Below are 13,238 nucleotides of genomic sequence, written 5' to 3' on the forward strand. Positions count from 1 at the left end.
TCCTTCTTGCTGGTTTTATGGCGATTTTTCGTTTGGTTCAACTTTAAACTAGCGCGATTTTTAGTCGTTAAATGTGACATTGATCAAGTAATGAACGATTGATTTGTTTATCTAAATCTACAACTGTTTTTAGTCGATAATCCCACTGTAATACAAGATAGTTATAGTGAAAAAAACGGTCGTTTAATCAGTAATGTTGAGACGGTGCTAACTATCTAAGTTGTTGCTAATATTGCTTTGTTTCATATAACATCCACTTGATATGCCTGCATTATTCGCACGTCATTTGCGCTGTCCTATCACTGGCAGAATAGGTGAGAGCTGCTATATTCTAGCTCTATTCTTTGATTGATTTAGTAACTAGATTACGACATATCATTTACTCTTGGCGGGTAAAGTGTGATCTACTTAACCTTTTTGGCGTCAAGACTAGGTTAAAGTCGAATTAATAAGATTTATAAATTCAAAAATGAAAGGGGTTTTCACGATGTCTGATGTATTTCATTTAGGCCTGACTAAAGAGATGTTAGATGGTGCTAGTTTAGCGATCGTGCCAGGCGATCCAGAGCGTGTTAAGCGTATTGCAGAGTTGATGGAGAATGCGACATTTTTAGCGAGCCACCGTGAATATACCAGCTACCTGGCATATATCGATGGTAAGGCAGTAGTGGTGTGTTCTACTGGTATTGGTGGTCCATCAACTTCTATTGCAGTAGAAGAATTGGCTCAACTTGGTGTGCGTACTTTCCTACGTGTGGGTACCACAGGTGCAATTCAGCCGCATGTAAATGTGGGTGATGTGATTGTGACTCAAGCATCAGTACGTTTAGATGGTGCAAGCTTACATTTTGCGCCAATGGAATACCCTGCGGTAGCAAACTTCGAATGTACAACCGCTATGGTTGCAGCGAGTCGTGAAGCGGGTCTTGAGCCTCATATTGGTATTACTGCATCGTCAGATACCTTCTATCCAGGTCAAGAACGTTACGACACTGTTTCGGGTCGCGTCACTCGCCAGTTCAAGGGCTCTATGCAAGAGTGGCAAGACTTGGGTGTATTAAACTATGAAATGGAGTCTTCAACGCTATTTACCATGTGTGCATCACAAGGTTGGCGTGCGGCATGTGTTGCTGGGGTGATTGTTAACCGTACTCAGCAAGAGATCCCTGATGAAGCGACAATGAAGAAAACCGAAGTAAGCGCGGTATCAATCGTGGTTGCAGCAGCGAAGAAGTTGCTTGCATAAGTTGACTCTCATGCAATAAAAAAGGCGCTATATGCGCCTTTTTTTGTGTTCTAAACCGTCGCATTAATAGCAAAGATTAGAAGTGATACTTAGCAATCACTGAAAATGTATTTTGAACGATACCATCGACACCGTACTTGTTTTTCCAGTAATCGTATTCGATACCCACAAATAGCTTGTTCTGCTTATGCTCGCCTAATACAACAGCGCCTAAGTCATATTTTAGTTGCGGATTGAAGTGAAAGTTTGTCTCGTAAGCACCTTCGTCAGCAGCAAATACCCAGTCAAAGAAACCGTCAAATACGATGTTGGAGTTACCAACAGGGAAGTCCATTCTAAAAGCGGGTGATAACTGCCAACCGTCACTGATGTTGTCACTACTCATAGCGTGTCGACGGTAGGTGTTAAGTTGAAAGTAGTTGAAGTAAGGGATCTTGATATCCATACCCACACCGTATAAGAAGCTCTTAACTGGGCCTTCGCCTTCTTCAAGCGTTAGCGCCAGTGATAGATCGGTAACTGGACCGAAACCAACTGTTTTGCCTAATATCTTGCCGGCACTAAAACGAGTCGAGATCTCACCATAGGTGGTGTTGTCTTTATTGGCATTAGAGCCATTAAAGTAAGTCACATCTTGGAAGGCAAACCAGTCACCGTATTTCCAATCACCAGCGGTTTCAAATGTGAGGGTCGTTTGCTTCTCAGATGGCGCTAAATCATAATTTTCGCCATAAAGCGCAGTGACGCTGGCGTCCCACCAGTTAACCATATTATCAGCCATCGCCGTAGGGCTAACCAATAAAGCTAAACAAAGTAGTTTGTTGTTCATCGTAAAACCTTCTTATTTTTATGAGATCTAGGGTGCAGCTAATTTGAAATAAACTAAACATGTGTTTCATTGGCGGGGAATATAGGGGTTGTGCGAACAATGTTCAAATGGTTTGTCATTATTTTTCGAGCTTATGGTCATCGTCTCACGGTAATGCCTTGAATAAATGCTGATTAGTAGTTTTTAAATCGTGTCATTATTGTGTATTAAAACAAACGCGCTATAACTGCCGGACAACTTTTTACTCTTGATAAAGGCCGTGATAGGGTTGCGATAGCTGAGGGCTGACAGCTTTAGTTACATTTATGGAATACTGAATGCTGACATATTATGTCGCACAAATGATGCGCAACTGATATAGTCATTGCTTGACTCTTTCATTTCAGGGGGAAATATGGAGTTTTCAAATCCCATCTTTATCTGGGCATGTATCGGCATTATTCTTATGCTGGCAGAGATCATTTTACCAGGTGGTATTGTGATTCTTTTAGGCGCGGCTTGTTTGGTTGTAGCAAGTGCTTTGGCTATAGGTTTAGTCGAAGGCATAGTGCAAAGTTTAACGCTTTGGTTTATCGCATCTATGGTTCTCTTACTGGCATTTCGCCAGATCACACAGAAGTTGGTTGGCGGAGACGCTCACATTGACAACACAGACGAAGAGTTGGAGATTTATAATCAGCTCGCTATCGTCAAACAAACAATTGGTCCGGCTCAACAAATGGGGCGGATTGAATTTCAAGGCAGTGAATGGTCAGCTTTGGGAGATGGTAGCGAGATTGCCGCCGGCTCACAGGTTAGGATTATCTGTCGAGATAATATTGCGTTAGTGGTTGAGCCTATAGAGGCTGACAATGAGCACTTCGTAAAAGAAAAGTAATCGCTTTAAGGAAGGAATCTATTTATGTTTGCATTTACACTCTTTGTTCTATTTGTTTTTTTTATCCTCTATAAGTTGCTGTTAATTGTGCCTATGCGTGAGGTCAATGTGATCGAACGTTTAGGAAAGTTTCGTACAGTGCTGCAGCCAGGATTTCATTTCTTGATCCCGTTTTTTGACCGGGTGGCTTATAAACATGAAATCCGTGAGCAAGTACTTGATGTGCCGCCACAAAGTTGTATTTCAAAAGATAATACTCAGTTAGAAGTCGATGGCTTAGTCTACCTCAAAGTGATGGACGGTAAGCTTGCCAGCTACGGTATTGAAGATTATCGCCGCGCTGCGGTGAACCTTGCCCAAACGACCATGCGCTCAGAGATAGGTAAGTTGAGCCTTAGTCAGACATTCTCGGAGAGAGATAGCCTTAATGAATCGATTGTACGTGAGATCGATAAAGCCTCTGATCCTTGGGGGATCAAGGTGCTGCGTTATGAAATTAAGAATATCACTCCATCTCGTAAAGTTATTCATACTTTAGAAAAACAGATGGAAGCAGAGCGCAGTAAGCGCGCTGAAATCACCTTAGCAAATGCCGAAAAGGCAGCGATGATTAATTTATCTGAAGGTGAGCGCCAACAGGCGATTAACTTGTCTGAGGGGGAAAAACAGCGCCGGATTAATGAAGCAAAAGGTACCGCACAAGAGATCGCGATTGTTGCCAGAGCAAAAGCGGAAGGTATGGAGCTTGTGTCTGCGGCTCTTGCTAAAGATGGCGGTAATGAAGCGATGAACATGCAGCTAAAAGAGCAGTTTATTGCCCAAGTCGGTAAGATTTTAGCTGAAGCTGATGTGTCGGTGGTCCCGGCAGAGCTGGCTAAGATTGAAGGTTTTTTCGAAGGCATGGAACAGGTCACTAGTGCCGTGGCTGCCAATTCAGTAAAAGGAGCACGCTAATGATTGCAGGAATTGATACCGATTTAATTGTTATGGCTATTTGGGGATTAATCTTTGCTATTTTTGTGATTAAGTTATTTCAATCGATCCGTTTAGTACCAACAAAATCAGCTTATATTGTTGAGCGTTTAGGTAAATATCATTCCACCTTAGATGCGGGCTTTCACGCCTTAATCCCCTTTGTCGACAAAGTATCTTACATACACGATCTAAAAGAAGAGACGATTGATGTACCACCGCAAGAGTGCTTTTCTTGTGATGAAGTGAATGTGGAAGTCGATGGTGTTATCTATATCTCGGTCGTTGACCCCGTTAAAGCCAGTTATGGTGTGACAGATTACCGATATGCGGCGATTCAATTGGCGCAAACGACGACGCGCAGCGTGATTGGAACCCTAGATTTAGACCGCACTTTTGAAGAGCGTGACGTGATTAGTGCAAAAGTGGTTGAAGTGCTAGATCAAGCTGGTGCCATGTGGGGCATACGAGTGCATCGTTATGAAATTAAAAATATCACGCCACCAGAAACGGTTAAAAATGCGATGGAGATGCAGGTAAATGCTGAGCGTGAGCGTCGTGCATTATTGGCCAAGAGTGAAGGTGATAAGCAGAGTAAGATCAACCGCTCTGAAGGTATTAAAACGGAAACCATTAATCACTCAGAAGGTGAGATGCAGCGCCGTATTAACGAGGCAGAAGGTAAGGGCGAAGAGATCTTAACCATTGCACGTGCAACAGCGGAGTCGATTGAGCGTATGGCAATGGTAATTGCAGCGCCTGGTGGTAAGAATGTGGTGCGTATGCAGTTAGGTGCGCAATACTTAAAGCAGCTTGATGGAGTCAGTACTGGTCAGAGTAAGGTCATTTTACCGGGTAATATGATGGACTTTGATCACTGGATGAATAGTATTGGTTTAGAAGAAAGCAAAAAGTAACATATTGATACTTAATAAAAATACTAGATTCAGAAATGGGTCTAGTATTTTTTTATGCTTTTTTGTCTATAAAGCTATTGTGATTAGCGGTAAACAGCTGCAAATTCTAGGTGTAAAGATTAGTCATTTTTTCGGTTCAGTTAAATAACTTTTAAGGTTTCAGATTCATTTTTTAATGCGTTTTTTTGATGTACTTTTTTGTAGCGAAAGCCAATTTTTAATAGCTCTTTTAGCGGTACAGGCTTACTGATCAAGAAGCCTTGAGCGTAATCGCACATCATAAAGCTTAACTCGTCGAGTTGCTCCTGAGTCTCTACTCCCTCAGCAATCACTCTAATGCCTAAAGCGTGAGCCATTTCAATCGTGGCGATAATAAGGTCATTACTCTTATCGTCTTTATTCATATCATTAATAAAGCTACGATCGATTTTCAGTATGGTAAATGGGTAAGTTTTTAAATAACTAAGAGAAGAGTAGCCGGTACCAAAATCATCCATTGAGATACAAAAACCGGCTTGGCTTAACTCCATTAATGCACCTAGCGTATAAGCATGACCGCTGAGTAGTACGCCCTCAGTGATCTCCAACTCAAGATCCTCAGGTTTCATGCCGAACTGATTAACGTTATCAATAATGGTTTGTACCAGCTTTGGATTCCTAAATTGACGAGGCGAAAGGTTTATTGCGACCCTAAACTTGTCATTAAATTTTTTCTGCCAAATTTGTGCAGTCTCTAATGCTTGCTGTAGAGCAAACTCCCCCATAGGCTCAATCATGCCGGTTTGCTCGGCAATCGGAATAAACTCCGCAGGAGATACGTTACCCAACGCCGGATTGCTCCAACGTAACAGTGCCTCTGCCCCCATAATGCTGCCATCTCTAATGTCGAGTTGGATCTGATAATGAACTCTAAGCTCACCACGCTCTAAGGCACCGTGGATCTGTTCTTCGATAGCCAGACGGCGAGAGACCTCCTTGTTCATTGCATGGGTGAAGTAAGAGTATGTGTTACGGCCAATACTCTTAGTATGGTACATGGCTGAATCGGCATTTCGTAATAGTTCAGAAGGGGTTTCACCATCGTTAGGGTAGATGGCGATACCGATACTCGCGGTGAGAATGAGTTGACGATTGTCGATATAAAATGGCTTTCTAAAACCACTGATGAGGTTTTCCGCCAGAGGTTGGGCATCGTTAGCGCTCGAAAGGCCGTCGAGTAAAATAATAAACTCATCGCCACCTAAGCGGCCTACAGTATCTTCGGCTCTGGTGGTTTTTAATAGACGCTTAGAGGCTGTGATGAGTAATTGATCTCCTGCTTCATGACCCAGTGAATCGTTAATTTTTTTGAAATCATCCAAATCAAGGAAGATGACAGCGAGCATTTTGCCGCTTCTTTCACTGGCATTCACTAACTGTTCAAGACGTTTTAACGCCAAGAAGCGGTTAGGCAGATCGGTTAAGGCATCATAATGGGCCTGGCGACGGATCAGTTCTTCCGCTTTCTTGCGTTCACTATTGTCATAAAAAGAGATGATGGCACCATTGCTTTGATTATGTAGCGTCAGTGGTTGTAAGTTGTACTCGACGGGGAAGTGAGTACCATCAGCCTTCCAAAAAATATCTTTTTTGATAGCTTCAAGATCTTGTATTGATAGTTCAAAATCCTGTGCGTTATCTTGTTGATAAAGTAGTTGTTGGATATTTGAATTGAATAGGAGGTCAGGGTGGTTATAGCCTAATAGTCGTGCACATTGTGGGTTGGCAAAAATGCATTGCCCTTTGCTGTCAACGGCATAAATCGCAACATCTATAGCATCTAAAATCGTTGAGAAGAGTTGAGTCTCTGCTTGGCGTGACTCAATCGCTTGAGTTTGAATCACTGCCGCAGTTAAGCTTTCATTGGCGTGTTTAAGGCTGTCTTCTATGTTACCCAGTGGCACATTGTGAGTGCGAGTGGGCTGCGATGTTTTGTGTCTTTGCACATGGTTGTTTTCTCTGGCTTTTACTCGTTGATTGAGGCGAGTCGAGTGGTGATGTAACTGCCAGCTCAGCAGGCTCAGAACGATAATATTAGCCAGTAAAAATAGCGGCAGCATCATTGATAATGTTGAGTGTTGGCTAGAGAGATCTAATAACCAAAATAACCCTATGCTGGCGTTGAAAATAACCATGACTAGGCATAGGTTCTTAGAGATGATTGAGCGCTTTGTATTTGGTTGCATACCTCAGATCCTCACGCAGCTTTGAGGATTTAATTGCAATTGAAAATGAGTTAACAAGGCTGTCGTATAGCGAAGATGCTCTAAAAAAGTAGAGTAAAAGACACAATGGTCTTGGTAGAGTAAGAAAAACTGGGTTTTTGGATAAACCATATTTAGTCCTTTAAACAATCAGCAATCAAATCCGTTGATTACTTTTTTGAACTAAGTATAGGACTTAAATCAATAAATGGTAGATTAGCTCAATGCTAACAAAATACCCGCTGATGTATTGACAATTTTTCATAGATAAATCAGATGCTAATCAATGAGATATTATTTAGAATTACGCTAATAACCCAATTAATTGAGTAACAGAGTTAACAATGACGATTGAAAGAATTGAAACCGCAGCCCGTATGAGCCGTATCGTAAAGCATAACGGTACCATCTATTTATGTGGCCAGGTCGCTAAGGATGCTGAGCAGGGCATTGAGGAGCAGACTCGTACCATGCTAGAAAAAGTCGATAGTTTACTTGAGCAAGCGGGCAGCGACAGAGAGCATATTTTATCTGCCACTATCTATATTAAAGATATGCAGTATTTTGCCCAAATGAACGCAGTTTGGGATGCATGGGTTCCAGCAGGGCATGCACCCGCACGCGCCTGTGTTGAAGCTAAAATGGCGCGCGAAGCGCTGTTAGTTGAAATTTCAGTGGTTGCTGCTGAAAAAGCTTAACCTTAGGCCGACCCATTACCGAGGTGGATTTTCGCTTCGGTAACTCTATTCCCTCTTCGATTTTAACCCAGTGCAATCGCGCTAATTCTATCCCCGAGTTCCTAGGTTCTGTTATACTTCTCGCCTGATTTTTTGGAGGCAATAATGGACGTATCATCTTTACTCGACGGCCTAAACGACAAGCAGCGCGAAGCTGTTGGTGCACCGCAATCTAGCATGCTAGTTTTGGCGGGTGCAGGTAGTGGCAAAACGCGGGTGTTAACCCATAGAATTGCCTGGTTGATGCAGGTTGAACAGCAAAGCCCTTATGCCATTTTAGCGGTAACTTTTACCAATAAAGCGGCGAAAGAGATGCGCGAGCGAGTTGAAAAAGTCGCTGGTGGCAATGTGGGCCGTATGTGGATCGGCACCTTTCACGGCTTAGCCCATAGATTGCTACGTACCCATTATAAAGATGCTAATCTTCCTGAGAGCTTCCAGATCTTAGATTCAGACGATCAACTGCGTCTAATCAAACGTATTCTAAAAAGCCTTAACTTGGATGAGAAGCAGTATCCGCCAAGACAAGCCCAAGGTTATATCAATGGTAAGAAAGACTTAGGTCTACGCCCATCGCATATCGATGCTGGCGGTTTTCCGATTGAGCAAAACTTACTGAAGATCTACCAAATCTATCAAGACTCATGTGACCGTGCTGGCCTGGTAGATTTCGCTGAAATCCTGCTAAGAGCGCATGAGTTATGGCTCAACAAACCGCATATTTTGGATCATTACCAAGATAGATTTAAGCACATATTGGTGGACGAGTTCCAAGATACCAACGCCATTCAATATGCGTGGATCCGCGTGCTTGCAGGTTCAACTGCCAACGTGATGATCGTTGGTGATGATGACCAGTCTATTTACGGCTGGCGTGGCGCTCAGGTTGAAAATTTACATAAGTTCTTAGCTGATTTCCCTGCAGCGCAAACCATTCGATTAGAGCAAAATTACCGTTCAAGCGGCAATATCCTTAATGCTTCGAATGAGCTGATTGCCAATAACCCAGACCGCATGGGCAAAAAACTGTGGACCGACGACAAAGACGGCGAGCCGATAGGGCTGTATTGTGCGTTTAATGAAATGGATGAAGCGCGCTTTATCGTTGGTCGCATTACTGACTGGCAAGATGAAGGCGGCAAGCTTGAAGATTGCGCCATTTTATATCGTTCAAACGCTCAGTCACGTGTATTGGAAGAAGCCTTGCTACACAAAGGTATCGCCTATCGTATTTATGGCGGCCTGCGCTTCTTCGAGCGTCAAGAAATTAAAGACGCCATGGGTTACTTAAGGCTTATCAACAATAAAAATGATGATGCCGCCTTTGAACGTGTGGTGAATACCCCAACCCGTGGTATTGGCGACCGTACCTTAGACATTATTCGCACGACTGCACGCCAACAAGAGATGACCTTGTGGGAAGCGAGTGTTCGCTTACTAGAAGAGAAAGTCCTTGCTGGGCGCGCCGCGAATGCAGTGCGTGGCTTTATGGATTTGATTATCGCCATGCGAATGGACACCGACGAGCAATCTTTGCACCGCATGACAGACCATGTTATTCAAACATCGGGTCTTAAGGCGATGTATGAAGCGGAGAAGAGTGAAAAGGCGCGCGCTCGTGTTGAGAACTTAGAAGAATTGGTCACGGCTGCACGCAGCTTTGTGATGCCTGAAGAAATTGAAGATATGGGTGAGCTTAATGCTTTCTTGTCGCATGCGGCATTAGAAGCCGGTGAAGGCCAGGCGGACGAGTTTACCGATGCGGTGCAATTGATGACATTGCACTCGGCCAAAGGTCTTGAGTTCCCAATGGTATTTATGGCAGGGGTTGAAGAAGGTTTATTCCCAAGCCAAATGGCGATTGATGAGGGGGATCGTCTCGATGAAGAGCGCCGCCTTTGTTATGTGGGTATGACCCGCGCCATGCAAAAGCTGTATATCACTTATGCTGAGTCTAGACGTATCTATGGCCGTGAAAGCTTTGCGAGACCGTCGCGTTTTGTTAAAGAGATCCCAGAGCAATATGTGCAAGAGATCCGCATGCGCACTCAAGTGTCAGCGCCTGCAGTGAGCACTCGCTTTAGCAAGCAAGACGATAGCTTCAATGATTCAGGTTTTAAGATAGGTCAACGTGTTATGCACCCGAAATTTGGTGAAGGCACAGTGACCAATTATGAAGGTAGTGGTGCGCAGGCACGTATTCAGGTTAACTTTTTCGACGTGGGCAGCAAGTGGTTAGTGATCGCTTACGCCCGTTTAGAGAAGGTGTAATACAGCTAAGCAGTTATAGATAGCAGCTTGGATATTACGCGATTAACGACCATTGAATCTAAGGCTGAGCGTGAAGCTCAGCCTTATTTTTAGCCGATAAAACCGGCACTGATTTTATTTATCTCAATACTGGTTGAATACTGTTACAGCTCAGTCATAATGCGGTTACAAAACTAAGGCCGAAGACGTTGTAGGAGAGCCTAATCATGAATGTAAGGGATAAACTAGACGTTTATATGCGACTCGCGCGTATGGACCGTCCCATTGGTACCTTGTTGTTATTGTGGCCCTGTTTGATGGCCTTAACGTTTGCCGCTGGTGGCTTGCCCGATCTTAAGGTCTTTATTATTTTTGTTATCGGCGTGGTGGTGATGCGAGCCTGCGGCTGTATCATCAACGACTATGCCGATAGGGATCTTGACTCGCATGTGGAGCGCACTAAAGCCAGACCGCTCGCGAGCGGTGAAGTCTCAAGTAAAGAGGCGCTACTCTTGTTTGTCGTCATGGCACTGCTTGCTTTCGCTTTAGTGCTAATGCTCAATCCTCTGGTGGTCAAACTTTCTATTGTCGGTATTATTCTTACCATTATTTACCCCTTTACCAAACGCTACACTAATATGCCGCAAATGTTCCTCGGCACAGTGTGGAGCTGGTCTATTCCTATGGCCTATGCAGCCCAAACTGGCGCGGTACCGATTGAAGCGTGGTGGCTATTTGCTGCTAACTGGTGCTGGACTGTGGCGTATGACACCATGTACGCCATGGTGGACCGCGATGATGATTTGAAGGTTGGTATTAAGTCTACAGCGATTCTATTTGGCCGCTACGACAGGCAGATTATTGCAGCGTTTCAGTTTGCGGCACTAAGCTGCTTTATTATTGCGGGCATGCTTGCTGGCCGGGGTGAGATTTACGGCCTAGGTATTTTGGCCTTCATTGGTTTTGGTGTTTATCAACAAAAATTGATTTATGGCCGCGAACGTGGACCTTGCTTTACTGCCTTTTTAAATAATAACTGGGCGGGTTTTGTGTTGTTTACTGCACTGATATTAGACTATTTAGTCCTAGGTTAAGCGCTAAACCCACTGAGCTCTTCATATAAGCTTTCATATCAAGTTAGTCATATAAAACGTCTCATAATGAGGCGTTTTTTTATGCCCCAAGTAGGACTTCGATTAGCTTCCCTTTCGTATACAACAGAGCCAGATATTCCTGACTATACTCATACCAATCAGCTAGCCCTTATAAAGGGTCATCTAAATGACATATTGGCTAGCTAACGTATCGGGTAGTAAACACAAAGGGATTTGGTGGCTACGGAGGGATTATGGCAGCTTGGAATACGACTTATGAGGCGGGGCAGTGGGCCGATTATGAGTTAGCTCTATTGTGTATCAGCGTCTCTATTTTACTTATTTGGTTATTGGTCAGTCGCTTTAAGCCCCAAGGGTTTATTCGTTGGACATTCGCAATAGTGAGTTGCGTAGCCCTTAGTGGGTTATGTTTAACCAGTCGGGTTGATGCATTGCAATTAAATTCATTGCTAACTAAAGGGCGGAACATCGAGGTACTTGATGGTCAGTACCGTTATGGTGAGTATCGTTTTCCTCATAACTCTGCCCATGGTGTCGACTTTCGAGAAATTCACATAGGTCAACGCATGTTAAAGCTCTATCACGGGGGATATTTAGAGCATAGTCGCTGTTATCGCGACTTTTATAACAGCAATAATTTTAGTGACAATATAGAGCTGCGTTTGTACATACATTGGTATGAGCATAAGTTCACTCATAAAAGTGCCAAGGTTGTAATCAAAACGCCCTGTATCTTGAAAATCGAGCAGCGCGGGATCAGTTAATCGGTATTAAATTATTGCAGTATTGTCACGGTATAAGCTTGAACTTCTCTGAGTTATTTAGTTGGTTGGTGATGTCTGCGCCTCATTTACGTGCAGAGTTCACCTTGTCACCGGTTTCAATGACCCTTCAAAATCTTTCGCCTTCTTTTATGGCAATAGCGTTACTATATCTGCTATAACAAATACTTAACAACCATCAAGGGTCTTAGAATGCGTCGTAGCGTTAAGTACCGTTTAATATTTTTGTTTTGTGCCATTATGGTCTATTCGGCAGGTTTTTACTGGCTGCCAGAGTCAATGGTAACTCCTGTTGAACAGTGGCTAACCGTTGCCAGCTCGATTGGCTATTTTGTGTTATTGCCTGCAATTTATGGCTACTGCATTATCTATATTGGCCAGCAGCATTGGTGGAAAATGTTGCTTATATTCAGTTTGAGTAGTTTGATGGCGCGATTTAGCTTTCCTACCGAACTTGCGAGTTATTTCGAGTTTATTAGTTGGATCCGCTATCCGATTATTGTGGTGCTATTGATGCTGCAAGTAACGCTAATATACCGCGTGGTTAAGTCTTTATGGCAAGGGCGAAAATTACCCGGTGATCCGCGCCTACATATCCATGATGGCGTGCAAGGCAAGCCTCTAACTGAAAAAGCACTGCAAGCTCATGGCGTGGCAATGACATTGGCGATGGAAGTGGTGAACTGGTTTTATGCTTTAAATCATCTATCTAGGCAGCACCCGCCAGCACTGTGCAAACTGCAACTTTGGTCAGCTTCGCGTTGGCACTACTTGTTAGTTAACTTAGGTATATTGTCGGCTACGGTACTGAGTTATTGGCTGTTGGCATCATGGAGTGTGATTGCCGCCATTTTAGTCTCGAGCTTTATTGGTTACTGCTTAGTGATGGCGAGGGCGAACTATCGTCTTGCTCGCTATTACAGTGTCTACTTACATCAGCAATATTTGGTGATTAATGCCGGCGTCTGGGGCTTTATTATGTTGCCGTTAACTGACATCGAAGCCATCAATGTTGGCCAGTATCGCCGCAGTAAGTTATTAAGTGATGATGGGACGAAAGAACAAACCGAGCAGGTGCACTTAGGCCGTGGTGACAGTAATGTACAGATAAAACTGAAGGTTCCACAGCGTTATTATGGCGCTATGAGTGTGTTACCAGAAGATATACAGCAGCTGTATTTACATGTTGATCAGCCTACAGCGCTAACGGAACTCATCAACGTAGCGCAAGCGGCTTAGTTATATTCTTGTCTGAGTTGATATTTGAATA

The 13,238-nt window shown here is 43.5% G+C and carries 11 protein-coding genes; 9 read left to right on the forward strand and 2 right to left on the reverse strand.

Features of this window, described 5'->3' with window-relative positions; genetic code table 11:
• The first annotated feature begins 487 nt into the window (after positions 1 to 487).
• The gene (udp, locus tag ACVBIU_RS12005) at positions 488 to 1,246 is read left to right on the forward strand and encodes a uridine phosphorylase (protein ID WP_447160827.1); all 759 of its coding nucleotides are present in this window, start codon (positions 488 to 490) and stop codon (positions 1,244 to 1,246) included.
• Positions 1,247 to 1,322: 76 nt separating this feature from the next.
• On the opposite strand, the gene ACVBIU_RS12010 is transcribed toward udp, so the two are convergent.
• A complete protein-coding gene (locus tag ACVBIU_RS12010) occupies positions 1,323 to 2,075 on the reverse strand; it encodes an outer membrane protein OmpK (protein ID WP_447163872.1) in 753 nt (250 codons plus the stop codon).
• Between the two features lie 394 nt (positions 2,076 to 2,469).
• On the opposite strand from ACVBIU_RS12010, the gene ACVBIU_RS12015 reads away from it, so the two are divergent.
• Genes ACVBIU_RS12015 through ACVBIU_RS12025 form a run of 3 tightly spaced genes read left to right on the forward strand, consistent with a single transcriptional unit; the run spans position 2,470 to position 4,841 of the window.
• Positions 2,470 to 2,952: an NfeD family protein gene (locus ACVBIU_RS12015; protein ID WP_447160829.1), complete on the forward strand. Its 483-nt coding sequence runs from the start codon at positions 2,470 to 2,472 to the stop codon at positions 2,950 to 2,952.
• 24 nt (positions 2,953 to 2,976) lie between these two features.
• Complete coding sequence (locus ACVBIU_RS12020; protein ID WP_447160830.1) at positions 2,977 to 3,906, forward strand: SPFH domain-containing protein; 930 nt, start codon at positions 2,977 to 2,979, stop codon at positions 3,904 to 3,906.
• On the forward strand, positions 3,906 to 4,841 hold the full coding sequence (locus tag ACVBIU_RS12025) for an SPFH domain-containing protein (protein WP_447160831.1): 936 nt from the start codon (positions 3,906 to 3,908) through the stop codon (positions 4,839 to 4,841). The genes ACVBIU_RS12020 and ACVBIU_RS12025 overlap by 1 nt, the downstream gene beginning before the upstream one ends.
• A 140-nt stretch (positions 4,842 to 4,981) precedes the next feature.
• Here ACVBIU_RS12025 and ACVBIU_RS12030 read toward each other — a convergent pair whose 3' ends face one another.
• A complete protein-coding gene (locus ACVBIU_RS12030) occupies positions 4,982 to 7,066 on the reverse strand; it encodes a putative bifunctional diguanylate cyclase/phosphodiesterase (protein WP_447160832.1) in 2,085 nt (694 codons plus the stop codon).
• A gap of 362 nt (positions 7,067 to 7,428) precedes the next feature.
• Here ACVBIU_RS12030 and ACVBIU_RS12035 point away from each other — a divergent pair, with 362 nt between their 5' ends.
• The 5 genes from ACVBIU_RS12035 to ACVBIU_RS12055 all read left to right on the forward strand — a co-directional run bounded on the left by ACVBIU_RS12035 (position 7,429) and on the right by ACVBIU_RS12055 (position 13,207).
• A complete protein-coding gene (locus ACVBIU_RS12035) occupies positions 7,429 to 7,782 on the forward strand; it encodes a RidA family protein (protein WP_447160833.1) in 354 nt (117 codons plus the stop codon).
• Between the two features lie 144 nt (positions 7,783 to 7,926).
• Entirely contained in the window at positions 7,927 to 10,092 is a 2,166-nt protein-coding gene (gene uvrD, locus ACVBIU_RS12040; RefSeq protein ID WP_447160834.1) for a DNA helicase II, read from the forward strand.
• A 206-nt stretch (positions 10,093 to 10,298) separates the two neighbouring features.
• Entirely contained in the window at positions 10,299 to 11,165 is an 867-nt protein-coding gene (ubiA, locus tag ACVBIU_RS12045) for a 4-hydroxybenzoate octaprenyltransferase (protein ID WP_447160835.1), read from the forward strand.
• A gap of 254 nt (positions 11,166 to 11,419) precedes the next feature.
• A complete protein-coding gene (locus ACVBIU_RS12050) occupies positions 11,420 to 11,950 on the forward strand; it encodes a hypothetical protein (RefSeq protein WP_447160836.1) in 531 nt (176 codons plus the stop codon).
• 210 nt (positions 11,951 to 12,160) lie between these two features.
• Positions 12,161 to 13,207 (forward strand): hypothetical protein, encoded by a 1,047-nt coding sequence (locus ACVBIU_RS12055; protein WP_447163873.1) that lies wholly within the window; start codon positions 12,161 to 12,163, stop codon positions 13,205 to 13,207.
• The last annotated feature ends 31 nt before the right edge of the window (positions 13,208 to 13,238 follow it).

The sequence above is a fragment of the Shewanella sp. 30m-14 genome (assembly GCF_052977125.1).